Here is a 23,944-nt window from a genome sequence, read left to right on the forward strand (position 1 = left end):
GACGATGGCACAAGTACAATTTTCTGTATATCGTTACAATCCAGATGTTGATAACGCCCCACGTATGCAAGAATATACTTTGCAAACGGAAGAAGGCCACGACATGATGGTATTGGATGCACTTTTACTTTTAAAAGAGCAAGATCCAACGCTTTCTTTCCGTCGTTCATGCCGTGAAGGTGTGTGTGGTTCTGACGGCGTCAACATGAATGGTAAAAATGGTTTGGCATGTATAACGCCTTTATCTACGCTACAAAAAAATGGCAAAGGTAAAATTGTTGTTCGTCCATTACCTGGTTTACCAGTGGTACGTGACCTTGTTATTGACATGAGTCAGTTCTACACTCAATACGAGAAAGTAAAACCTTATTTAATAAACGACACGCCTGCGGCGGGTGAGCGTCTTCAGTCAATCGAAGAACGCGATAAATTAGATGGGCTTTATGAATGTATTTTGTGTGCATGTTGTTCAACATCGTGTCCTTCGTTCTGGTGGAATCCAGACAAGTTCATAGGTCCTGCTGGTCTTCTTCACGCTTACCGTTTCTTGGCTGATAGCCGTGATACGGCAACTGAAGAACGTTTAGCTGACTTAGACGATGCGTTCAGCGTGTTCCGTTGTCACAGTATCATGAACTGTGTTAGCGTTTGTCCAAAGGGTCTTAACCCGACTAAAGCAATTGGACAAATCAAATCAATGTTATTAAACCGCTCGGTTTAATTGTGTTGTAAAAAGTAAGGTGGCTACCTAATGTTAGCCACCTTGTTATATAACAATTAATTTCTGCGCTAAAGAAAAGGGCTTATAAATGCACGAAGGTGTGATGAAGGCATGGCTAGAATCTTCACATTTAAACGGCGGTAACGTTGCTTATGTTGAAGAGCTTTATGAAGCGTATTTAGATGATGCGACTTCTGTGCCAGAAGAATGGCGAGAAGTGTTCGAACAATTACCAAAAGTTGATGGTGTGGATGTTGATGTAAAACATTCAGAAGTTCGTTCACAATTTGCGGCGCTTGCTAAAAACAAGCATAGAGAAGTAGTGGTAATGGAAGGTGGAAGCGGCGACCTTAAACAAGTCAAAGTTCTTCAACTTATAAATGCTTTCCGTTTCCGTGGTCACCAAAATGCTAATCTTGATCCATTAGGTATATGGAAGCGTGAACGCGTAAGAGATTTAGAATTAAAATACCACGACTTATCTGAAGCTGATTTTGACCGTGAATTTAACGTGGGATCGTTTGCCGTTGGCCGCGATACCATGCCTTTAGGTGAACTATATCAGGCGCTCAAAACTACATATTGTGGTTCGGTCGGTGCTGAGTATATGCACATCACATCAACTGAAGAAAAGCGCTGGTTGCAACAGCGATTAGAATCAGTACAATCACGCCCAAATTTCAGCAAAGATGAAAAATTACGTATTTTAAAAGGCTTAACTGCAGCTGATGGTCTTGAAAAATATTTAGGTGCTAAATTCCCAGGCGCTAAACGCTTCTCACTCGAAGGGGGGGATGCGTTAGTACCTATGCTCAAAGAACTTATTCATCGCGCTGGTGAGAGTGGCCAAAAAGAAGCCGTTATCGGCATGGCTCACCGCGGGCGTTTAAATGTGTTAGTTAACGTGCTGGGTAAAAATCCATCAGAATTATTTGATGAGTTTGCAGGCAAGCACAAAGACACAAACAGTTCTGGTGATGTTAAATATCATATGGGTTACTCGTCAGATTTTGCGACCTCTGGTGGCAATGTTCATATGGCACTTGCTTTCAACCCATCTCACTTAGAAATCGTTAACCCTGTTGTTATGGGTTCTGTTCGTGCTCGTCTAGACCGACTAAATGATAGTACGGGTTCAAAAGCTCTCCCGATCACTATTCATGGTGATTCTGCGATTGCAGGTCAAGGTGTAGTACAAGAAACATTTAACTTATCGCAAACCAATGCATTTAGTTGTGGTGGTAGCATTCGTATTGTTGTAAACAACCAAGTTGGTTTTACGACAAACAAACAAGACGATGTTCGTTCTACTGATTACTGTACAGACATTGCAAAAATGGTTCAGTCGCCAATCTTCCACGTTAACTCTGATGATCCTGAAGCGGTCGCATTTGTTACTCAAATTGCACTTGATTTCAGAAATCAATTTAAACGTGATGTGGTTATCGACTTAGTTTGTTACCGCAGACATGGCCATAATGAAGCTGATGAGCCTAACGCAACTCAGCCTATCATGTATCAAAAAATTAAAAAGCACCCAGTGCCTCGTCTGATCTATGCAGATCAGTTGGTAGCCGAAGGGACTTTGTCTGACGCTGATGTAAAAGCGTTAGCTGATAACTACAGAAATGGTTTAGACGACGGTAATTGCGTTGTTGAAGAAGTACAAACTGAAACATCACACTCGTCTGATTGGGCTAAGTATGTTGGTCATGATTGGAATGTTGAATACGATGCATCTGTTTCTGTCGAAAAGCTTAAAGAATTAGGCAACATTGTTGCAAATTACCCTGAAGGGCATAAGGCACAATCGCGCGTTAAAAAGATTTACGATGACCGTAAGTTAATGGCCGCGGGCGAAAAGCCACTCGATTGGGGAATGGCTGAAACATTAGCTTACGCAACAATTGCAAACGAAGGCACTGATATTCGTTTAACAGGTCAAGATTCTGGTCGTGGTACTTTCTTCCATCGTCATGCGGTTGTTCACAACCAAGCAGATGGTGCTACTTATCTGCCGCTTCAAAATATAAGCGATGAACAGGGCAATTTTGAAGTATTTGACTCTGTACTTTCAGAAGAAGCCGTACTTGCGTTTGAATACGGCTACGCCACAGCAGAACCTACGTCACTTGTACTGTGGGAAGCTCAATTTGGGGATTTCGCCAACGGAGCTCAGGTTGTTTTTGACCAGTTTTTAAGTTCTGGTGAGCAAAAGTGGGGCCGTTTGTGTGGCTTAACCATTTTGCTACCTCATGGTTATGAAGGTCAAGGCCCAGAACATAGTTCGGCACGTTTAGAACGTTTCTTACAATTGTGTGCTGATCATAATATGCAAGTATGTGTTCCTTCAACACCTGCTCAAGTATACGCTATGCTGCGCCGTCAATCAGTGCGTCCACTTCGTCGCCCGTTGATAGTTATGACGCCAAAATCATTATTACGTCATCCGTTAGCAACTTCATCATTAGAGGAGCTATCTGAAGGTGTATTCCATAATATGATTGATGAAATCGATGATATTAAGGCTGAGAAGATTGAACGTGTTGTATTTTGTAGTGGTAAGGTTTATTACGAATTATTACAAGAACGCCGTAAACTTGAACTAGACAATGTTGCAATTGTTCGAGTTGAGCAATTATATCCGTTCCCACATGATGAAATGGAGGCCATTATGTCTCGTTATCAACATGTGAAAGATTTTGTTTGGTGTCAAGAAGAACCTCAAAATCAGGGTGCTTGGTATTGTTCACAACATCATTTCGTTGATGCAATCCCTGCGGGCGCTAAGCTCAAATATGCTGGCCGTAAAGCATCAGCATCACCTGCATGCGGTTACATGTCAGTGCATCTTAAAGAACAACAAGCGCTCGTTGCAGATGCGCTTACAATAGAAAAGAAAGGATAAGCAATGAGCACAGAAATCAAAGTTCCTGTTCTTCCTGAGTCGGTTGCAGATGCTTCCGTTGCAACATGGCATGTAAGTGTTGGCGACAAAGTAAGCCGTGACCAAAACTTAGTTGATATTGAAACAGATAAAGTTGTATTAGAAGTAGTTGCACCTAACGATGGTGTTATTACTGAAATCTCTCAAGAAGAGGGTGCAACGGTTCTTGGCGACCAAATAATTGGTTTGATTGGTGATGCAGACGCAGCTCCAAGCCAAGAAGCTAAAAATGAAGCACCAGCTTCAGACAAACAAGAAAGTGCGCCAACGGCGCAATCAGCTCAAGCATCAGAAGGTAAAGAAGTGGACATTAAAGTACCGGTACTTCCAGAATCAGTCGCAGACGCGACAGTAGCTACGTGGCATGTACAACCAGGTGACGCGGTTTCTCGCGACCAAAACTTAGTTGACATTGAAACTGACAAAGTTGTTCTTGAAGTTGTTGCCCAAGAAGACGGTATCATGGGTGAAATCATCCATGCTGAAGGCGACACCGTATTAGGTGAGCAAGTAATTGGTTCTGTTAAAGCCGGTGCAGCACCAGCATCACCTGCCGAAAAGACAGATGCACCAGCTGCTGAATCAACGGATAGTTCAGACGTGTTAACACCCTCTGTACGTCGTTTAATTGCAGAAAAAGGGTTAGATGCTTCTAAGATTAAGGGGTCAGGTAAAAATGGCCGTGTAACGAAAGAAGATGTTGATACTTTCTTAAAAGCACCTGCACCCGTTGCAAAAGCACCTCAAGCAGCTGCACCTGCTCCAATGGGTGATCGTTCACAGAAACGCGTTCCTATGACACGCTTACGTAAAACGATAGCAAACCGCTTGCTTGAAGCTAAAAACTCAACTGCAATGTTAACTACTTTCAACGAAGTGAACATGAAACCAATCATGGATCTTCGTAAGCAGTATCAAGAAGTATTTGAAAAGCGTCACGGCATTCGTTTAGGTTTCATGTCTTTTTACGTTAAAGCGGTAACTGAAGCCCTTAAGCGTTTCCCTGATGTAAACGCATCAATTGATGGCGATGACATTGTTTATCATAACTATTTTGATATCAGCATCGCAGTTTCAACTCCACGTGGCCTTGTTACTCCAGTTCTTAAAGATTGTGACAAGCTTTCTGTTGCTGAAATTGAAAAAGGTATCCGTGAATTAGCACTTAAAGGTCGTGACGGTAAGCTTACGCTTGATGACATGACAGGTGGTAACTTCACTATCACTAACGGTGGTGTATTTGGATCACTGCTTTCTACTCCAATCATTAACTTACCGCAGTCTTCAATATTGGGTATGCACAAAATCCAAGAGCGTCCAATGGCTGTTAATGGCAAAGTTGAGATACTACCAATGATGTACCTGGCGCTATCTTATGATCATCGTCAAATTGATGGTAAAGAATCGGTTGGTTTCTTAGTAACAATTAAAGAGTTACTTGAAGATCCAACTCGCTTATTACTAGATGTTTAATCTAGTTGTATGAAATATAAGCTGTGAATGACAATTCACAGCTTTTTTTTTGCGCCTTTGGTCTAACTGGGGTTTTCATGTTAAGCCTTGGCATCTATACTAAGTGCGCAATTTGGGATAGCTGTTTATTTGCATAAATATTCAGCTCTTTTAGTATAAAAAATTGGATAAAGCATCATGAATTTGCATGAGTATCAGGCAAAACAACTTTTTGCCGAATATGGTTTACCAGTTTCTCAAGGTTTCGCTTGCGATACACCTGAAGAAGCTGCAGCAGCTGCTGAAAAAATTGGCGGCGATATGTGGGTTGTTAAAACTCAGGTTCACGCAGGTGGACGTGGTAAAGCTGGCGGTGTAAAGCTAGTTAAAACTATCGACGAAGTAAAAGAGTTTGCTGCAAACTGGTTAGGTAAAAACTTAGTTACTTACCAAACAGACGAGAATGGTCAGCCTGTTGCTAAAATTTTAGTAGAAAGCTGTACAGATATCGCCAACGAATTGTACTTAGGTGCAGTTGTTGACCGTGCTTCTCGCAAAGTTGTTTTCATGGCGTCTACAGAAGGCGGTGTTGAAATTGAAACTGTTGCAGAAGAAACACCAGAGCTTATCCACAAGGCTGAGATCGATCCATTAGTAGGTCCTCAAGCTTACCAAGCACGTGAACTTGGTTTCAAATTGGGTCTTAACCCAACACAAATGAAGCAGTTTGTTAAGATCTTCATGGGTCTTGGTAACATGTTCAACGATTTCGATTTCGCACTTTTAGAAATCAACCCGTTAGTAATCACAGATGAAGGTAACCTTCACTGTCTTGACGGTAAAATCGGTATCGATGGTAATGCACTTTACCGTCAACCAAAAATCCGTGAGTTCCACGATCCATCTCAAGAAGATGCACGTGAAGCACACGCAGCAAGCTTTGAGCTTAACTACGTAGCACTAGACGGTAACGTAGGTTGTATGGTTAATGGTGCAGGCCTAGCAATGGGTACAATGGACATCGTAAACCTACACGGCGGCAAGCCAGCTAACTTCTTAGATGTTGGTGGCGGCGCAACGAAAGAACGTGTTTCTGAAGCATTCAAAATCATCCTTTCAGACGACAATGTTAAAGCTGTTTTAGTTAACATCTTTGGTGGTATCGTACGTTGTGACATGATTGCTGAAGGCATCATTGGCGCAGTTAAAGAAGTTGGTGTAAACGTTCCTGTAGTTGTACGTTTAGAAGGTACTAACGCTGAATTAGGTCGTGAAGTTCTTAAGAGCTCTGACTTAGACATCATCGCTGCTGAATCATTAACAGACGCTGCTGAGAAAGTTGTAGCTGCTGCGGAGGGCAAATAATGTCTGTATTAATCAATAAAGATACAAAAGTTATCTGTCAAGGTTTCACTGGTGGCCAAGGTACTTTCCACTCAGAGCAAGCGCTTGAGTATGGTACACAAATGGTTGGTGGTGTAAGCCCAGGTAAAGGCGGTCAAACGCACCTTGGTCTTCCAGTATTCAATACAGTACGTGATGCAGTACAAGAAACTGGCGCTACAGCATCAGTAATCTATGTACCAGCACCTTTCTGTAAAGATGCAATCTTAGAAGCAATCGATGCTGGCATCGAGCTAATTGTTTGTATCACTGAAGGTATTCCTACACTTGATATGGTTGACGTTAAAGTTAAACTAGATCAAACAGGTACTCGTATGATCGGTCCTAACTGTCCAGGTGTTATCACTCCTGGTGAGACTAAGATTGGTATCATGCCTGGTCATATCCACAAGCCTGGTAAAGTAGGCATTGTTTCTCGCTCTGGTACTTTAACGTACGAAGCGGTTAAGCAAACTACTGATGCTGGTTTTGGTCAGTCTACGTGTGTTGGTATTGGTGGTGATCCAATCCCAGGTACTAACTTCATCGACGTTTTAGAAATGTTCGAGAAAGATCCACAAACTGAAGCAATCGTAATGATTGGTGAAATCGGTGGTACTGCAGAAGAAGAAGCTGCAGAGTACATCAAAGCAAACGTTACTAAGCCTGTTGTATCTTACATTGCTGGTGTTACTGCTCCAGAAGGTAAGCGCATGGGTCACGCTGGCGCAATCATCGCAGGCGGTAAAGGTACTGCTGATGAGAAATTTGCTGCATTAGAAGCTGCTGGCGTACAAACTGTACGTTCACTTGCTGATATCGGTAAAGCACTTAAAGAAAAAACAGGCTGGTAATCGCTCGTTTTCTTTAATAAAGGCTCACTTTTATAGTGAGCCTTTTTGTTTTTACAGGTGAAGTATGTGACTAGTAATATATCTTACTGTCGTTATAATACCTTCGGTCAAAATAATCTTAAGTTCACTTAAAAAATGCGGTTACTTAAATTTCTAATTTTAATTTTTTGTTGGTGTAAGCCGCAGTTAAGTACTGCATTAACAGATGAATACGATTCTCTTTTACGTGTTGAACACCAAGCTTTAGTTGAGCCGCTTAAATATATAGATTTACTATCCTTTGAAACCGCTGCGAGTAAAGCTGAAACAACGTCTGATTTATTCAAAAAAGTGTTATTAGCACGTTTATATTCTTTTCATGGTGATGTAACACTCTCAAAAACGACTTTTGAATCTGTTTTTCATCAACTGCCTGAAAATAACCTGTGGTTACGCGGTTACTGGATGTTACATCGAAGTAGCTTATCATTGGAAGAAGGGGAACTTCCTCAAGCTTTAAAACAAATAGATCATGCAATCGCCTTATTTGTAAGGGTGAATGATTTGAAAATGCTCGTTCACGCTCGGACAAGTAAAGCGGTTTTACTTCTTTGGCAAGAAGATTATGAGTTATCTATTGAGTTGCTAGAAGCCGCTTATTTGATGTCTAAAACATCGCATATCCCTGAAGCAACACTGAATTACGTTTATCTTGGCTTTGCAGCCTATTACACATCAATGTCAATTTTTGACCAAGCCATTAAATTTGCAGAGTTGGCCAAAGACAATGTTGTTAACAATGGTGATGTGGTTAATGGATTGCCCATTATTTCTTTATTATGTACAACGTATGAAAGAGCACATAAACTCGAATTAGCTAACAGTTGCTACGATCAACTGATCGATTTATCTGTGTCTGTAAAAGTTCCTCGCTTTTTGTTTTGGGCACCTGCTGGAAAAGCATCAGTAGCAATACAGCAAAAAAATTATTCAGAAGCATTAAAGTTGCTGTATTTGTCTAAAAGCTATTTACCTGACTTAGCTATAAACCCTGCGCATATTGTTGCACTCTATAATAATTTTGGTAAAACGTTTTTGGCATTGAATCAACCTGCTCAGGCCCTAGAGTATTTACAAAGTTCAGAACAACTGTTGCAGCAATATGAGCGTCCATTAAATAATAGATATAAAAGAAATACGTTGTTGTTGAAGGCTAAAAGCCAAGAAATGAAAAAAGATTTTGTAGCGGCTAATGAGTCTCTTTGGCTTTTTATTGATTTAGTCGAAGAAGCAAAACTCACTACGCAACAAAAACTTGAGCAAGAAGCACGTTCAAAATATGAATCCAGCCAGCAAGAAATTAAACTTCAACTTGCAGAAGAGAAGCTCAAAAATCAACAAATAGAACTTGAGAGATTAGAGAAAGATGCACAATTACAAATGGCTTATTTAGTAATCGGTTTTCTGGCATTTGTTTCTATTTCTATTTTTACTATTAACCAGCATAAAGCGTTTCGAAAAAGTCAGTATCGTGCAAACACAGACGCATTAACCGGTGCGCCTAATCGAAGATATATTTTAGATTTTGTGCTGAAGAAGTTGCTAGATAAAGAAAAATTATTTGCGGTTGCTATTTTAGATATAGATCATTTCAAACGTGTGAATGATCAATACGGTCACGATATAGGCGATCAGGCATTGATTGGATTTACTCATACGCTAAAAAAATACCTTAATAACACTGAATGTAAGTTTGCACGCTTTGGTGGTGAGGAGTTTTTAGTCGTTATGCCTGGTTATGATGTGGCAAATGCAACTGTATTGATTACCGGCTTATGCGACTTCATTAGAGAATCGACATACACAGACCTAAATATTTCGATCACAAGTAGTGCGGGTGTCTCACAATATATTAAAGGGATACAGTTGAATGCAATTTTAAAACAAGCGGACCAAAAGCTTTATGAGGCAAAAAACACCGGCAGGGATAAGGTATGTGGTTAAGGTTGTATTAATACCAATCCGCAGTAAAACTTAATCATTTTGCGGGGCTAAATATGTTGTTACCTGGGTTTAAAAATTCTCATTTAGAACAACTAAATAGCAGATTATTTGCCTAGCTATCAACACGTTTTCCATCCTCAAAATAGATCATTTAATTAAGCGAATTGTTATAATTATATAAAGACAGATATAAAAAAACCGCTTTAAGCGGTTTTTTTATTTGCTGATTTAATGAGTAAATTAGCTTTGAACAGCTGCTTTTATTGCTTCAATTGCTGTGTCTAAATCTAGCATGAGTTTTTCACCAGTGTGGCGGTTTTTGAGCTCAACTTTGTTTTCGTCCAAATTACGTTCACCGATGACAAGTGTATAAGGAACACCCAATAACTCCATGTCGTTAAACATAACACCCGGGCGCTCTTTACGATCATCAAATAATACATCGACACCTGCTGCTTTCAACCCATCATATAGACTATTAGCAATATCAGGAATACGATGAGATTTATGCATATTCATAGGCACAATGGCAAGATCAAAAGGTGCAATTGGTTTAGGCCATTTAATACCATATTGATCGTTGTTTTGCTCTATAGCAGCAGCAACGATTCTTGAAACACCAATGCCATAACAGCCCATTGTCATTACTTGGTTTTTACCTGACTCACTGAGTACGCCAGCTTTCATTGCTTCAGAATATTTAGTACCCAGTTGGAAAATATGACCTACTTCAACACCACGTTTGATTTGTAATGTGCCTTGACCACATGGACTTAAATCGCCTTCAACAATGTTGCGTAAATCTGCAACCTGGTATTCAGTTACATCACGATCCCAATTGATTCCACTAAAATGCTCATTGTCTTTGTTGGCACCAGCGACAAAATCAGCCATTACATTGGCTGTGCGATCTACTATTATTGGTATAGTTAAACCAACAGGGCCAATTGAACCCGGCTTTGCGCCAATTGCGGCAACAATTTCAGATTCAGGTGCCATTTCAAGTGGCGAATGAACGAGTGGGTGGTTTTGTGCTTTTAATTCGTTTAATTCATGATCGCCACGAATAATAAGTGCAACTAACCCACGTTGTCCGTTTTCATCTTCCGTACCGTATACGATAAGCGTTTTTACACCACGATGGGGTTTAACACCATAATGCTTTTTAAGTTCGCTGATTGTTTTCGCATCAGGTGTTGGGAATGCTTTTAATTCTTTGCTTGCACCTGGACGCTCTTCTTTAGGTGCAAGGGCCTCGGCTTTTTCAATATTCGCGGCGTAATCACTTGCATCACTAAATGCAATCGCATCTTCACCTGACTCTGCAAGTACATGAAACTCATGTGAAACACTACCACCAATAGACCCTGTATCAGCGAGCACTGGGCGATAGTCTAAGTTTAAACGCTCAAAGATATTACAATATGCTTTGTGCATTATTTCATAGGTATTGTTTAAACAGTCATCGCTTAAATGAAATGAGTAAGCATCTTTCATTGTAAATTCACGAGCTCGCATTACACCAAAACGCGGACGACGTTCATCACGCACTTTAGTTTGTACTTGGTAAAGTGTTAATGGTAATTGCTTGTATGAGTTAATTTCTTTACGAACAAAGTCGGTGATCACTTCTTCATGCGTAGGGCCGAGAGCAAAAGGGCGATTGTGGCGGTCATTAAAGCGTACCAGCTCATCACCAAATTGATCCCAACGTCCAGACTCTTGCCATAAATCCGCAGGTTGGATAACAGGCATAAGCATTTCAATTGCACCTGCCTTATCCATTTCTTCACGAACGATAGTTTCAACTTTACGTAACACACGTAAACCAGAGGGTAGCCAAGTATATAAGCCCGACGCAACGCGGCGGATCATGCCTGCTCTTAACATTAATTGATGCGAGATGATTTCAGCATCTGCTGGTGTTTCTTTCAGTGTTGCGAGTATATATTGACTAGTACGCATGTTATTTCCGATAGTTATAAAATTATTCAGAGCTAAGTTTAACAGCGCTTGCTTTTACACTAAAGCGCTAAGTTTAGTTTTCTATATTTTTTCTATGTGGCTTACGTAGTTATGTTCACCATTGACTTGCCAGCGGATATTAAAGTTATATAAAGTCATGCCATAACTTTGTTCGCCGTCTTTTTGTTTTTTATATGCAGGACGGGGATCTTGTTTTAAAACATTAACGATAAAGTCTTTCAGCTCAGGGTGCTGGATTTGAGCCGCGATAAACCGCTCGGCTGCATCACTAAACTCAACACGCATTTGCGTGTGTGGTCTCACGTCTGCAAAGCCTGCACTGGCATCTTGCATAGCGTCGGAATAGGGTAGATATGGTTTAACGTCTAAAATAGGCGTGCCATCGAGTAAATCAATACCTGAGAGTAATAGACTTAGTTGCCCATTAAGGTACTCAATACCTTCAAGCTTCACTGCGCTCATGCCAATAGCGTTAGGCCGAAAAGTAGCTCGGGTCGCAAATACGCCTTTTCGATCATTACCGCCCAATCTTGGAGGTCGCACCATGGCAGAGTAGCCTTTATCTGCAGTTTCGTGAAAACGGAATAAAAGCCAAATATGACTAAACTCATCAAGTCCTCTAACAAACTCTTCGCGATTGAAATCAGGACAAAATATAAGTTTAGCTTTTGCCTGAGGAACCAGTCTTGGTTGGCGGGGGATTGCAAACTTTTGTTTGTAAGGGGATTGAATATGGCCTACGGCCGTTAGCTGAAAATCACTCATAAAACTACATCGTTTTTTATTTTGCGCTATTCTAACTGCTAACACTAAAAAAAGGCAGCTTTAAGGTCTTTATGCATAAAACTTCATTATGGCACTGATTTATGGAGCAGTGTTTCAGTTTCAATCGCAATTTCTTTCATTTTGATAGCATAGCTTTCAAGTTGTTTATCTTCTTGTGTTACCGCGTTGAATGTTGGAACTTGAACAGGGTAGCCGGTTTCATCCATAGCAATGAAGCTAATAATACAGTGATTTGTTTCAACAAGATTTTGCGTTTTAGGATCGCCACACCGAACCTGTATAAAAATTTGCATACTGGTCTTTCCTGTATGTGCTATTTTAGCTTCAACTTCAACAATTTGGCCTACAAGGATTGGACGTCTAAACTTTACTCCTGCAACGGAAACAGTAACGCAATAGTGCCCACTCCAACCAGCAGCACAGGCATAACCAGCTTGGTCAATCCATTTCATTACTACGCCACCATGTACTTTTCCACCAAAGTTGACATCAGTGGGCTCAGCTAAAAAACGAAATACAACACTTGATGAAGGCATTTAAGCACTCCTTTTATTTTCGACTGTATTGAGCATAGCGTAAAAAAGGGGCCGAAGCCCCTGCAATTTAGGATTTGTTTAAGAAGTTACATATTAGGATAGTTTGGACCACCAGCGCCCTCAGGTGTAACCCATGTTATATTTTGGCTCGGATCTTTAATATCGCACGTTTTACAATGAACACAGTTTTGTGAATTTATAACAAATTCATCTTTGCCTTCTATCTGCTGAACTTCATATACGCCTGCGGGACAGTATCGTTGTGCAGGCTCATCAAACTTAACGAGGTTAACCTCAATGGGAATTGCTTTGTTCTTTAGATGTAAATGACACGGTTGTGATTCTTCGTGGTTAGTATTTGATAAGAATACCGAAGATAATTTGTCAAAACTCAGTTTATTATCTGGTTTTGGGTAGTTTATTTTATCTGCGGCGTTTTTATCAACTAAGGTTTCGTGGTCTGGCGTACTATCTTTAAACGTAAATGGCAAGGCACCTGCAAAAATGTTTTGGTCAACAGTATTGTATGCACCGCCAATAAATTTCCCTAATTTATGCATAACAGGGCCAAAATTACGTGATTGATGCAATTCTTTGTATGCCCAGCTTTGTTTAAAGGCATCGGTGTATTGTGTTAAGTCTGTATTTGCTTGACCACTTGAAATGGCATCTAAAATAAGGTCAGCGGCTATCATGCCGGACTTCATCGCAGTATGATTACCTTTTATTTTTGCAAAATTGAGTGTACCAGCGTCACAACCAACCAGTAAACCGCCAGGGAAATGCATTTTAGGTAAAGAGTGTAAACCGCCTTTTGCTATAGCGCGGGCGCCATAAGCAAGACGTTCTCCACCATCAAGCACATCTTTGAAAGTAGGGTGGTGCTTCATGCGTTGAAATTCATCAAACGGACTTAAATGTGGATTTGAGTAATTTAAATCCACAATTAAACCAACCACAACTTGATTATTTTCAGCGTGATACATAAATGCACCGCCATTCGTGTCGCCTGATAATGGCCAGCCTGTACCATGAACGACAGTGCCTTCTTTGTGCTTGCTTGGGTCTATCTGCCAAATTTCTTTAAAGCCCAAACCATAGTGCTGTGGTGATGCATCCCTATCTAGTGCAAATTGATTGATAAGTTGTTTACCTAAATGCCCTCGACAGCCTTCTGCAAATACAGTGTACTTAGCACGAAGTTCCATTCCTGGCATGTAACCATCTTTTTCGTTGCCTTCTTTATCAAGGCCCATGTCACCGGTAATGATACCCTTTACCGTGTCGTCTTCAATTATTAATGAGTGCGCACTAAAGCCTGGAAATATTTCGACCCCTAGGCTTTCAGCTTGTTCTGCCAACCAGCGACATACATTACCCATAGAAACAATATAATTCCCCTCATTATGAAACGTTTTAGGTGTCGCAAAATGAGGAATTGATGTTGCTTTGGTTTCATTATTGAACCAATATATTTCATCATTCGTTACTTTGGTTGTCACGGGCGCACCTAATTCTTGCCAATTAGGAAGCAATTCGTCTAATGCCGTTGTTTCTAAAATAGCCCCAGACAAGACGTGAGCACCTACTTCAGAGCCTTTTTCAACAACACAAATCATGCATTCTTGTTCTTTTTGTTGTGCTTGCTGCGCTAATCTTATCGCTGTTGATAGCCCCGCAGGACCAGCGCCAACAATGACTACATCAAATTCCATGGTTTCGCGTTCGACCATAATAACCTCTTGTGTGTGACGGACCTGCACCTTTAATTAAGATGATTTCATACTTGCAAATGAAACGTTACAGGCTGTGAATAGTTTAAGGTTATTTTAGGTTGACGTTTACGTCAACAGGAAGTAGTCTGAAATCATAAAATAAATAGGTTGACGTACACGTTAGCTTGTAGGTTTAAATAATCAGGGAGTTCCTATGAAAGTTCTCGTTCCAATTAAAAGAGTCATCGATTACAACGTAAAAGCACGCGTTAAATCAGATAACAGTGACGTTGATCTTACCAATGTAAAAATGGCGATGAACCCATTTTGTGAAATTGCGATTGAAGAAGCCATTCGTTTAAAAGAATCAGGCACCGCAACTGAGGTAGTTGCTGTGACGATTGGCGCTAAAGCATCGCAAGAACAGTTGCGTACAGCATTAGCCCTCGGGGCAGACAAGGCGATTCATGTTGAGACAGATGAAAAGCTTGAGTCACTTCATGTTGCAAAATTGCTTGCTAAAATTGTTGAGCAAGAATCTCCTGAACTTGTTATTTTAGGTAAGCAATCTATTGACTCAGATAACAATCAAACTGGCCAAATGCTTGCTGCTTTAACTAATCGTGGACAAGGTACGTTTGCATCAAAGGTCGATGTGGACAGCGGTACCGTCAAAGTTACGCGTGAAGTAGATGGTGGTTTGCAAACAGTTGAATTAAAACTTCCCGCCATTGTAACAACTGATTTACGCTTGAATGAACCTCGTTATGCTTCTTTACCTAACATTATGAAAGCGAAGCGTAAGCCACTTGAGGTTATTGCTGCAGCTAGCTTAGGCGTTGACTTATCACCACGTATACAGCTGGTATCAGTTAATGAACCCGCCAAACGTAGTGGTGGTATTATTGTTGAAGACGTTGCCCAATTAGTTGAAAAACTAAAAACAGAAGCAAAGGTGATTTAAATGAAAACATTAGTAATAGCAGATCATGATAATGGCCAACTTAAGCCAGAAACATCTAAAACTATTAATGCTGCGGTTAAATTAGGTTTTGCAGTCGATGTACTTGTGCAAGGCGCAGACATTAGTGCTATGGCAAATGACGTTGCTTTAATTGATGGGGTTAGCTGTGTGCTCGTTGCAGACAGTTCAGCATACGCTCATCAACTAGCCGAAAACACAGCTGATTTAGTGTTATCGTTGGCATCTGATTATTCTCATATTGTAGCCAGTGCAACCACCACAGGTAAAAACTTTATGCCGCGTGTGGCAGCGTTATTAGATGTGGCGCAAATTTCTGAAATAATTGACGTAGTGGATGCCGAAACATTTAAGCGTCCAATCTATGCGGGTAACGCAATTGCGACTGTAAAATCACTAGACACTAAAAAAGTGATTACTGTTCGTGCCAGTAGCTTTGATTTACAAAGTGATCAAGCTGCTGCACCTCTAACGACTATTGATGCAAACTTAGAAAATCAATTGAGTAACTTTGTTAGTGTTGAGCAAACAGAATCTGAACGCCCTGAACTAACCGCCGCTGATGTGGTTATATCAGGGGGTCGTGGCATGCAAAATGGTGAAAATTTTGCTCTGTTAAATGGCATTGCCGATAAGCTTGGGGCTGCAATTGGTGCTTCACGTGCTGCGGTTGATGCTGGTTTTGTCCCTAATGATATGCAAGTAGGGCAGACGGGTAAAATTGTTGCGCCTAACTTATATATTGCGGTAGGTATTAGCGGCGCTATTCAGCATCTAGCCGGTATGAAAGACTCTAAAGTGATTGTTGCAATTAACAAAGACCCTGACGCTCCAATTTTCCAAGTTGCTGACTATGGTTTAGTTGCAGATCTATTTGATGTGCTACCAGAGCTAGAAACAGCACTGTAAATCATAAACGATTCTGGTTGTTAAAAGCTGTAGTTCCTTAGGTTCGCAGCTTTTTTTCATTTTATATCTAAACCAATTCACGATGCTTAATTTACCATCACATAATGTAATTTAGAAAGTTGCTTTTTAACGTTTTCAGACTTAAGAAAACGCAATAGCTGTTTGCCCTTTTTCATTGATTTTTCTGACTGGGTGTTAATAATAATGACCAATGGCCTTACAAAACTGTACTCACCACTTTTAATAGTAGCAAAGCTAGGTTGAACACCATTAATAGATAAAATTCTAATTTTATCTATTCTTTTTAACTCTGAAAACTGTGAAATAGCCCCAAAAGAATCGTAAGCAATAGCAGTTGGAATACGTTGTACAATACCCAATGCTTGATTAAATTCATTGTATAAAAGTACATCATTTTTTGAAAATAGACCTCTGTTACCTGCTTTTTTGAGTTTTATTGAGTCAGATTGTGGTGACTTCATGTAGTCAAGTGACAAGAACTCTAAAAAAACGTCAAACGTCCCGTGTTGAACGCCTTTACTAAATAAATCAATTTGGTTGTTCTTTTTTGACTTTTTATTCTCAGAAGCTACCAACTGTGACCACTCATCAATGTGTCCAGCATAAATGTCAGTTAGCTGACTAACAGAAAGGTTAGAAGTTTCGTTGTCGGTATTTGAAAAAAATACTAACGCATCTTGCGCAAGCACAATTTGTTTAAGGTGAGGCCACTTCTCTTGTTCTAGTTTAGTCATATAGCGTGATGAAGCACCAATATCTACAAGGTTTTGTGCAATCGCTGTAATGCCTTTATCACTGCCCATGCCACGCAGCTGCATAACTGAGTGTTTTTGATTATTAAAGTCTTTTTGAACCAGCTCTAGCATTTGGGTGACAGAGGTAGAGCCTGCGACGAGTAACGTATCTAAACTGGGTTTTTCTTGGCCGTTAACCAAAGTAGAGGATAGTAAAACTATAAGGAATATCAGTTGTTTAAACATATATTTTGTTCTGTAGGGTATTTTAACTAAGTGTAGTTCAAACTCATTAGAACAATAAATAGGAACAAAAAAACCAACCCTAGGGTTGGTTTTTTTTAGCAACAATACTAATTAATTAGTATGTAGCGCTGCCTTTTGTACGTGGGAAGGCAATAACATCACGTACATTACCCATACCAGTTACGTAGGCTACTAAGCGTTCAAAACCTAAACCAAAACCAGAGTGCGGTACTGAACCATATTTACGTAGGTCGCGATACCAGCTGTAGTCTTCTTTGTTCAAGCCCATTTCTTCTAAACGTGCATCAAGTACATCAAGGCGCTCTTCACGTTGTGAACCACCAATGATTTCACCAATACCTGGCGCAACTACGTCCATTGCAGCAACTGTTTTACCGTCTTCATTTTGACGCATGTAAAACGCTTTAATGTCACGCGGGTAGTTTTTAATAACTACTGGCGCTTTAAAATGTTCTTCTGCAAGATAACGCTCATGCTCAGACTGTAAATCTACACCCCATTCAACAGCGTATTCAAACTTTTTACCACATGCTTTTAGTATTTCAACAGCGTCAGTGTAATCAACTTGAGCAAAGTCTTTTTCAACAAATTCTTCTAAGCGCGAGATAGCTGTTTTCTCTACACGTTGTGCAAAAAACTCCATGTCATCACGGCGTTCTTCAAGCACGGCTTTAAATACATACTTAAGCATGTTTTCAGCCAATTTTGCGATGTCTTCAAGATCTGCAAACGCAACTTCAGGTTCAACCATCCAAAATTCAGCAAGGTGACGAGAAGTATTAGAGTTCTCAGCACGGAAAGTAGGGCCAAAGGTGTAGATTTTTGACATAGCAGAGGCATATGTCTCACCATTTAATTGACCCGATACAGTAAGAAACGCTTCTTTACCGAAGAAGTCTTCACTGTAATCAACATCGCCTTTGTCTGTGCGTGGTAAATTTTGCATATCAAGTGTCGATACGCGGAACATCTCACCGGCACCTTCACAGTCACTGGCTGTGATGATAGGGGTGCTGATCCAGTAATAACCCTGCTCGTGGTAAAAACGGTGAATAGCTTGTGCTAAGCAGTTACGAACACGTGTTACTGCACCGATTATGTTTGTACGAGGGCGAAGATGTGCATGTTCACGTAAGTATTCAATACTGTGACGCTTAGCTGCCATAGGGTACGAGTCTGGGTTTTCTACCCAGCCTAATACTTCAACCTTATTTGCTTGGATTTCGAATGACTGGCCTTTACCTTCAGATTTAACCAAAACACCTGTTACTGATACAGAGCAGCTAGCTGTTAAACGCGTTACTTCTTCGTAATTGGTCAGTGAATTAGGTACTACCGCTTGAATTGCGTCAAAACATGAACCGTCATGAACGGCTAAAAATGAAATTCCTGCTTTTGAATCGCGGCGAGTACGGATCCAGCCTTTTACTGTTACTTGGCTGTCTACCGCAACCTTGCCTTTTAATAGCTCTGAAATCGCTAAGTGGCTCATCTTCACTCCAATGATATAAGTTGCCTACATTAATAAATGTGTGCGTTGTTGCACTTGAACCCCGTATCTTACCTTTGAACGGAAAATAAAAAAACATGTGCATGCAACTCTTTGCAATTTCTTTATGCTTTTTTTGTACAATTGAGACTTTTATTTATAAAGCGATTGAATATTAAACACTGAATTAAATAAATCTGCCTTTAGTGTGCGATTAATCCTCGTTTTATGGCATTATAGATTTCTAATTTTGTATCTTTAACTAATTAACTAACAATTATAGGTTCCATGAAACAAGTCTTTATTTTACGCGGCCTGCCAGGCTCAGGTAAGTCATATTATGCTCAAACGCTTGCTGACGAGCTCGTTACCGGTGATCAAAGTCAATATTTGATTTGTTCAACTGATGACTATTTTTATAATGAGCAGGGCGAATATAAGTTCGATAAATTTAAGTTGTCCCAGTTTCACAACTTAAATCTAGCACGCTTTATAAATGCTTTATCGCAATCAGTCCCTTTGGTTATTGTTGATAACACCAATATTAAAAAGTGGGAATTCATTGCCTATAGCCAGGCCGCCGTTGCGCTTGGTTACCAAGTCAAAGAAGTGATTGTTGGTGAAGTCAAAGATAAATCAATGCAACACTTATATGCAAAACGTAATAGTCATAAAGTACCGCTAAAAATGATCAGTAAAATGGCCTATATGTTCGAATGGTAAGCCAAACATATAGGTATTCATTTTTAATATTGATTATTTGCAATCGCATTGTAGATGGCGTCGCTAAGGGCGTCGATATCTGCAGGGGTACTTATGTACGGTGGCATTAAATAGATTAATTTACCAAAAGGGCGTATCCATACGTTTTGGCTGATGAAGTACGCTTGAATTTTCGCAACATCAACCTCACAAGCGAGCTCCACAACGCCGATCGCACCCAGTGTTCTTACATTTTTAACCTGTTCAAGCTCAGCACATTTATTTAATGATACTAAGGCTTTATTAAGTTGCGTAACTTGCATTGACCAGTTTTGCTGAAATAACACATCAATACTGGCACATGCCACAGCGCAGGCTAGCGGGTTGCCCATAAATGTAGGACCATGCATTAGCACGCCAGCTTCACCTTCACTAATACCAATTGCAATTTTGTCTGTGGTTAGCGTGGCCGATAGCGTCATTGTGCCGCCGGTGAGTGCTTTTCCTATACACATGATATCGGGTTCAATGTCACTGTGTTCAACGGCAAACATTTTACCTGTTCTGCCAAAGCCTGTGGCTATTTCATCGCAAATTAGTAAAACATCATACTCGTCACATAACCGTCTAACCGCCTTTAGGTAGTCTGGGTGGTAAAAGTTCATTCCTCCGGCATTTTGTACAATTGGCTCAATGATAAACGCAGCGACCTGTTGATGGTGCAGCTTAAAATAGTGTTCAAGTTGTTCGGCTTCATTGTCATCAAACAGTTCACCAAATTGACTAACAGGGGCCGGAACAAAAACATGTTCAGGCAAAAAGCCACTGTACAAGGAATGCATTGAATTAACGGGGTCGCAAACACTCATGGCAGCAAATGTATCACCATGATAGCCTTTTAATGGTGTCATGAGTTTTTGCTTAGTAGTGATACCTTTGCTTAACCAATACTGCAGCGCCATTTTTATTGCCACTTCAACAGAAACTGACCCGCTGTCCGCTAAAAATACTTTTTGTAAGCTCTCAGGGGTAATAGCAACGAGCTTTTTGCACAGTTCAATGGCAGGCTGGTGGGTAATGCCCCCAAACATAACATGGCTCATAGTGTCGATTTGTTGATGCATAGCTGCTTTTAAAGCAGGGTGCCCGTAACCATGAATAGCACTCCACCAAGAGGCCATGCCATCAATTAAACATTCACCTGTTGCTAAGTAAATTTTATTACCTTGAGTATGCGTAACAGGGTAGACCTCAAGCGGCTGTGTCATCGATGTATAAGGGTGCCAAATGTGTTGACGATCAAAATCAAGGTCAATTGTGTGTTTTTTGTTCATTAGTAAACTTTAATCTATTACGTTTCGTTGACAATGTTACGCCAAGTCTTAGACTAAGCCAATATCCACCGTCATTAAAAAATAAAAAGAGAGAGTTATGGAGTTTGCAGCCGTTCGCCACGATTGGACACACAAAGAAGTAAAAGCATTATTTGAAATGCCGTTCAACGATTTACTATTTAGAGCCGCCTCTGTTCATCGTGAAAATTTTAATCCCAATGAAGTGCAAATTTCTACGTTACTATCAATTAAAACCGGTGCATGCCCAGAAGACTGTAAATACTGCCCGCAATCAGGCCATTATAAAACAGACTTAGAGCGCGAACGTTTACTCGAAGTCGAAAAAGTCGTTGAGCAGGCACGCGCAGCCAAAGAAAAAGGCGCGACCCGCTTTTGTATGGGTGCTGCATGGTCAGATCCAAAAGATCGTGATATGCCCTATATTTCACAAATGGTAAAAGAAGTAAAAGAGCTTGGTCTTGAAACATGCATGACACTTGGCATGTTAGATAACGATAAAGCACACGCATTGCGTGACGCTGGGCTTGATTACTATAACCATAACCTTGATACATCGCCTGAGTATTATGAGCAAATTATTTCAACACGCACGTATCAAGACCGCCTAGACACAATTGGCAATGTGCGTGATGCCGGAATGAAAGTATGCTCGGGTGGTATTGTGGGCATGGGTGAAGAAGCATCTGACAGGTTTGGTTTACTCATGGGGCTTGCAAACTTGCCACAGCAACCAGAAAGTGTACCAATCAACATGTTGGTTAAAGTAAAAGGCACGCCACTTGAAAATGTGGATGATTTAGACCACTTTGATTTTATTCGTACCATCGCCACAGCGCGTATTATGATGCCTAAAAGCTATGTACGCTTATCAGCAGGTCGTAATGCCATGAACGAACAAATGCAATCAATGTGCTTTTTTGCCGGTGCCAACTCTATATTCTACGGTGATAAATTACTTACAACCGAAAACCCGGAAGCTGATGCGGATATGAACCTGATTAAAAAATTAGGTATGAACCCAGAAAAGCATCAAGACTATTCAGACGAAGCAGTGGCCGCATCGTTATCATCTAAAGTGGCTGATAAGGCGACCTCTGAATTGTTTTACCCTGCATAACGCAGCGTTCAATTATGTTATTTGACTATATAAACGACCATCTGAATGCGCGCGAGCAAAGCGCGCTAAAGCGCAAACGCCATATTGTTAACCCAATCAGCGCACGGGAAATTGAGGTAGACAATAAACGCTACCTCAACTTTGCGAGTAATGATTACTTGGGGTTTGCCGATGAGGTCATCGCGTTCGATACATCACGCACGTTGGGGAGCCATAGTTCAGCGTTAGTAACAGGCTACCAACAAGCCCAGCAGCAGTTAGAGCATTATTTGTGTGCTCAATTTGGTTATGAAAATGCAATGCTGTTTAACTCGGGCTTTAGTGCCAATAGCAGCGTAATTAAAGCGTTGTTTCAAGATAAAGCCATTGCGCAACACAGCGCTGTTTTTCAAGATAAGTTAAACCATGCCAGCTTAATTGATGGTGCTTTGCATGCAAACGCGGCGTTGGTGCGCTTTAATCATAATGACTTGAATCACTTACGCTCGCGGCTTGAAAAGTCCAACGCAAAGCATAAGTTAATTATCAGCGAAGGGGTCTTTTCGATGGATGGCGATCAAGCGCCATTGCATGAATTACTCAGTTTAGCAAAACAACACAATGCGTGGCTGATGATTGATGATGCGCATGGGTTTGGTGCATTAGGTGACACTGGCCTTGGTAGTTGCGAACCCTTGATTGCAGCGGGGGATCTGCCTGATGTTTTGGTGATCACTTTTGGTAAAGCCGTTGCTAGCAGTGGTGCGTGTGTATTAGGCACACATGCGTTTATCGATTACATGGTGCAGTTTAACCGTGATTACACGTATTCAACGGCGATGTCGCCTTTTAATGCATCGCATACTTTAGCGCGTATCAAAACACTTCGTGATGCAAATGAAAAACGAGCGGCATTAAACGCAAATATTGCGTTATTTAAACGCTTAGCCAGTGAGCATAGTATTGCGCTTATGGAGTCAAATACTGCAATTCAACCCATTGTTTTAGGGTGTGCGGAGCAAACATTAGCAGCATGTGAACACCTTAAACAACAAGGTATCTGGTTAAGTGCTATTCGCCCACCGACCGTGCAGCATAATACCTCGCGTTTACGCGTTACGTTAACCGCTGCACATACACAGCAAGACATTAATACACTTATAACGTGTTTACAAAAGGCCATTGCATGATAAGCCCACACGCCGTTGTTGCTGATAAACCAAATTACGCACAAGTAAAATGTTTAGTTAATAATAGTGCAAAACACGCAACACAACGCAAGTTTTCAACAGCTGCAAACAGTTATGCAGCGCATGCAAATGTACAAAAACAAGCAGCCAATGACCTGTTTAAATTAATGAATGTACCTGACAGCGCTCAACAAGGCTACTGTGTTGATTTAGGGGCCGGCCCTTTGGTTAATACCCATGCTTTACAACAATCATATCATCATGTATTAGCGATAGATTTAAGCCATACAATGCTAAAAAGTAGCAATGTGGTTGCTCCGCGAATTTGCGCCGATATGGATAATTTACCGTTACAAGCAAACAGCATTGACGCAGTGTTTAGTAATTTTGCTGTGCAATGGTCAGCTAATTTTGAAACGTTAATGCACTCTTTATATAAAGCGTTAAAACCAGGTGGCCATGCGTATATAAGCGCGTTGGTTGAAGGGTCACTGGATGAGATAAAAACCGCGTTTTCAGTGCTTGATTCACATAGCAGAGTTAATCGTTTTCAAACACATAGTAATATAAACCAGTCGGTCATAAATGCAGGGTTTATTATTAATAGTGCTACAAAAGTGATTTATACCGACCAATTTTCGAATCCTTTAAGCGCTATTCACTCAATCAAAGCCATTGGCGCGACATCACAAAACCATTCTACCCACCGTGCGGGTTTATTAACTAAATCGGCTTTACAAAAAGTATGTGCCGCGTATCCGCTAATAAACAACCAAGCCCATGTATCTTACCATGTGGTCTTGTTATCATTAGAAAAAGCAAAAATATAAAGGCAA

The 23,944-nt window shown here is 40.6% G+C and carries 19 protein-coding genes; 12 read left to right on the plus strand and 7 right to left on the minus strand.

The window, feature by feature from the left end:
- The first annotated feature begins 4 nt into the window (after positions 1-4).
- The 6 genes from ATS75_RS01945 to ATS75_RS01970 all read left to right on the plus strand — a co-directional run bounded on the left by ATS75_RS01945 (position 5) and on the right by ATS75_RS01970 (position 9,340).
- Positions 5-721, plus strand: a complete 717-nt coding sequence (locus ATS75_RS01945; RefSeq protein ID WP_058558735.1) for a succinate dehydrogenase iron-sulfur subunit — start codon at positions 5-7, stop codon at positions 719-721.
- 88 nt (positions 722-809) lie between these two features.
- Positions 810-3,629 carry a 2-oxoglutarate dehydrogenase E1 component gene (sucA, locus tag ATS75_RS01950; protein WP_058558736.1) on the plus strand — a complete coding sequence of 940 codons (2,820 nt, stop codon included), beginning with the start codon at positions 810-812 and terminating at the stop codon, positions 3,627-3,629.
- 3 nt (positions 3,630-3,632) lie between these two features.
- Entirely contained in the window at positions 3,633-5,141 is a 1,509-nt protein-coding gene (gene odhB, locus ATS75_RS01955) for a 2-oxoglutarate dehydrogenase complex dihydrolipoyllysine-residue succinyltransferase (RefSeq protein ID WP_058558737.1), read from the plus strand.
- A gap of 177 nt (positions 5,142-5,318) precedes the next feature.
- Positions 5,319-6,485: an ADP-forming succinate--CoA ligase subunit beta gene (gene sucC, locus ATS75_RS01960; protein ID WP_058558738.1), complete on the plus strand. Its 1,167-nt coding sequence runs from the start codon at positions 5,319-5,321 to the stop codon at positions 6,483-6,485.
- Positions 6,485-7,357, plus strand: coding sequence for a succinate--CoA ligase subunit alpha (sucD, locus tag ATS75_RS01965; RefSeq protein ID WP_008127375.1), 873 nt, complete (start codon positions 6,485-6,487; stop codon positions 7,355-7,357). Before sucC ends, sucD begins: the two co-directional genes overlap by 1 nt.
- A gap of 135 nt (positions 7,358-7,492) precedes the next feature.
- On the plus strand, positions 7,493-9,340 hold the full coding sequence (locus ATS75_RS01970) for a GGDEF domain-containing protein (RefSeq protein WP_058558739.1): 1,848 nt from the start codon (positions 7,493-7,495) through the stop codon (positions 9,338-9,340).
- A 240-nt stretch (positions 9,341-9,580) separates the two neighbouring features.
- Here the strand turns inward: ATS75_RS01970 and ATS75_RS01975 are convergent, their stop codons facing one another.
- The 4 genes from ATS75_RS01975 to ATS75_RS01990 all read right to left on the minus strand — a co-directional run bounded on the left by ATS75_RS01975 (position 9,581) and on the right by ATS75_RS01990 (position 14,381).
- Positions 9,581-11,305 carry a proline--tRNA ligase gene (locus ATS75_RS01975; RefSeq protein WP_058558740.1) on the minus strand — a complete coding sequence of 575 codons (1,725 nt, stop codon included), beginning with the start codon at positions 11,303-11,305 and terminating at the stop codon, positions 9,581-9,583.
- An 81-nt stretch (positions 11,306-11,386) separates the two neighbouring features.
- On the minus strand, positions 11,387-12,091 hold the full coding sequence (tsaA, locus tag ATS75_RS01980) for a tRNA (N6-threonylcarbamoyladenosine(37)-N6)-methyltransferase TrmO (protein ID WP_058558741.1): 705 nt from the start codon (positions 12,089-12,091) through the stop codon (positions 11,387-11,389).
- Between the two features lie 86 nt (positions 12,092-12,177).
- A complete protein-coding gene (locus ATS75_RS01985) occupies positions 12,178-12,648 on the minus strand; it encodes an acyl-CoA thioesterase (protein WP_058558742.1) in 471 nt (156 codons plus the stop codon).
- Positions 12,649-12,734: 86 nt separating this feature from the next.
- Complete coding sequence (locus ATS75_RS01990; protein ID WP_058558743.1) at positions 12,735-14,381, minus strand: electron transfer flavoprotein-ubiquinone oxidoreductase; 1,647 nt, start codon at positions 14,379-14,381, stop codon at positions 12,735-12,737.
- 196 nt (positions 14,382-14,577) lie between these two features.
- Here ATS75_RS01990 and ATS75_RS01995 point away from each other — a divergent pair, with 196 nt between their 5' ends.
- Together ATS75_RS01995 and ATS75_RS02000 are read left to right on the plus strand one after the other, a co-directional pair.
- A complete protein-coding gene (locus ATS75_RS01995) occupies positions 14,578-15,327 on the plus strand; it encodes an electron transfer flavoprotein subunit beta/FixA family protein (RefSeq protein ID WP_058558744.1) in 750 nt (249 codons plus the stop codon).
- Positions 15,328-16,254: an electron transfer flavoprotein subunit alpha/FixB family protein gene (locus tag ATS75_RS02000; protein ID WP_058558745.1), complete on the plus strand. Its 927-nt coding sequence runs from the start codon at positions 15,328-15,330 to the stop codon at positions 16,252-16,254.
- An 86-nt stretch (positions 16,255-16,340) separates the two neighbouring features.
- Here ATS75_RS02000 and ATS75_RS02005 read toward each other — a convergent pair whose 3' ends face one another.
- Entirely contained in the window at positions 16,341-17,255 is a 915-nt protein-coding gene (locus ATS75_RS02005) for a PstS family phosphate ABC transporter substrate-binding protein (RefSeq protein ID WP_058558746.1), read from the minus strand.
- Between the two features lie 115 nt (positions 17,256-17,370).
- Positions 17,371-18,768 carry an asparagine--tRNA ligase gene (gene asnS / locus ATS75_RS02010; RefSeq protein ID WP_058558747.1) on the minus strand — a complete coding sequence of 466 codons (1,398 nt, stop codon included), beginning with the start codon at positions 18,766-18,768 and terminating at the stop codon, positions 17,371-17,373.
- 285 nt (positions 18,769-19,053) lie between these two features.
- Between asnS and ATS75_RS02015 the strand changes: the two genes are divergently transcribed.
- Positions 19,054-19,488 carry an AAA family ATPase gene (locus ATS75_RS02015; protein ID WP_058558748.1) on the plus strand — a complete coding sequence of 145 codons (435 nt, stop codon included), beginning with the start codon at positions 19,054-19,056 and terminating at the stop codon, positions 19,486-19,488.
- A 23-nt stretch (positions 19,489-19,511) separates the two neighbouring features.
- Here the strand turns inward: ATS75_RS02015 and bioA are convergent, their stop codons facing one another.
- Positions 19,512-20,801, minus strand: a complete 1,290-nt coding sequence (gene bioA / locus ATS75_RS02020; RefSeq protein ID WP_058558749.1) for an adenosylmethionine--8-amino-7-oxononanoate transaminase — start codon at positions 20,799-20,801, stop codon at positions 19,512-19,514.
- A gap of 97 nt (positions 20,802-20,898) precedes the next feature.
- Between bioA and bioB the strand changes: the two genes are divergently transcribed.
- The 3 genes from bioB to ATS75_RS02035 are packed head-to-tail and all read left to right on the plus strand — an operon-like array spanning position 20,899 to position 23,938.
- Positions 20,899-21,939: a biotin synthase BioB gene (gene bioB / locus ATS75_RS02025; protein ID WP_058558750.1), complete on the plus strand. Its 1,041-nt coding sequence runs from the start codon at positions 20,899-20,901 to the stop codon at positions 21,937-21,939.
- A gap of 14 nt (positions 21,940-21,953) precedes the next feature.
- Entirely contained in the window at positions 21,954-23,108 is a 1,155-nt protein-coding gene (locus tag ATS75_RS02030; RefSeq protein ID WP_058558751.1) for an aminotransferase class I/II-fold pyridoxal phosphate-dependent enzyme, read from the plus strand.
- A complete protein-coding gene (locus ATS75_RS02035) occupies positions 23,105-23,938 on the plus strand; it encodes a methyltransferase domain-containing protein (RefSeq protein WP_058558752.1) in 834 nt (277 codons plus the stop codon). The genes ATS75_RS02030 and ATS75_RS02035 overlap by 4 nt, the downstream gene beginning before the upstream one ends.
- Positions 23,939-23,944: the final 6 nt, after the last annotated feature.

The sequence above is a fragment of the Pseudoalteromonas sp. H105 genome (genome assembly GCF_001469215.1).
Lineage (GTDB): Bacteria > Pseudomonadota > Gammaproteobacteria > Enterobacterales > Alteromonadaceae > Pseudoalteromonas.

Coding starts and splice junctions, on each gene's coding strand:
- ATS75_RS01945 (WP_058558735.1), top strand. CDS start 5: ATGGCACAAGTACAATTTTCTGTATATCGTTACAATCCAGATGTTGAT.
- sucA (WP_058558736.1), top strand. CDS start 810: ATGCACGAAGGTGTGATGAAGGCATGGCTAGAATCTTCACATTTAAAC.
- odhB (WP_058558737.1), top strand. CDS start 3,633: ATGAGCACAGAAATCAAAGTTCCTGTTCTTCCTGAGTCGGTTGCAGAT.
- sucC (WP_058558738.1), top strand. CDS start 5,319: ATGAATTTGCATGAGTATCAGGCAAAACAACTTTTTGCCGAATATGGT.
- sucD (WP_008127375.1), top strand. CDS start 6,485: ATGTCTGTATTAATCAATAAAGATACAAAAGTTATCTGTCAAGGTTTC.
- ATS75_RS01970 (WP_058558739.1), top strand. CDS start 7,493: ATGCGGTTACTTAAATTTCTAATTTTAATTTTTTGTTGGTGTAAGCCG.
- ATS75_RS01975 (WP_058558740.1), bottom strand. CDS start 11,305: ATGCGTACTAGTCAATATATACTCGCAACACTGAAAGAAACACCAGCA.
- tsaA (WP_058558741.1), bottom strand. CDS start 12,091: ATGAGTGATTTTCAGCTAACGGCCGTAGGCCATATTCAATCCCCTTAC.
- ATS75_RS01985 (WP_058558742.1), bottom strand. CDS start 12,648: ATGCCTTCATCAAGTGTTGTATTTCGTTTTTTAGCTGAGCCCACTGAT.
- ATS75_RS01990 (WP_058558743.1), bottom strand. CDS start 14,381: ATGGTCGAACGCGAAACCATGGAATTTGATGTAGTCATTGTTGGCGCT.
- ATS75_RS01995 (WP_058558744.1), top strand. CDS start 14,578: ATGAAAGTTCTCGTTCCAATTAAAAGAGTCATCGATTACAACGTAAAA.
- ATS75_RS02000 (WP_058558745.1), top strand. CDS start 15,328: ATGAAAACATTAGTAATAGCAGATCATGATAATGGCCAACTTAAGCCA.
- ATS75_RS02005 (WP_058558746.1), bottom strand. CDS start 17,255: ATGTTTAAACAACTGATATTCCTTATAGTTTTACTATCCTCTACTTTG.
- asnS (WP_058558747.1), bottom strand. CDS start 18,768: ATGAGCCACTTAGCGATTTCAGAGCTATTAAAAGGCAAGGTTGCGGTA.
- ATS75_RS02015 (WP_058558748.1), top strand. CDS start 19,054: ATGAAACAAGTCTTTATTTTACGCGGCCTGCCAGGCTCAGGTAAGTCA.
- bioA (WP_058558749.1), bottom strand. CDS start 20,801: ATGAACAAAAAACACACAATTGACCTTGATTTTGATCGTCAACACATT.
- bioB (WP_058558750.1), top strand. CDS start 20,899: ATGGAGTTTGCAGCCGTTCGCCACGATTGGACACACAAAGAAGTAAAA.
- ATS75_RS02030 (WP_058558751.1), top strand. CDS start 21,954: ATGTTATTTGACTATATAAACGACCATCTGAATGCGCGCGAGCAAAGC.
- ATS75_RS02035 (WP_058558752.1), top strand. CDS start 23,105: ATGATAAGCCCACACGCCGTTGTTGCTGATAAACCAAATTACGCACAA.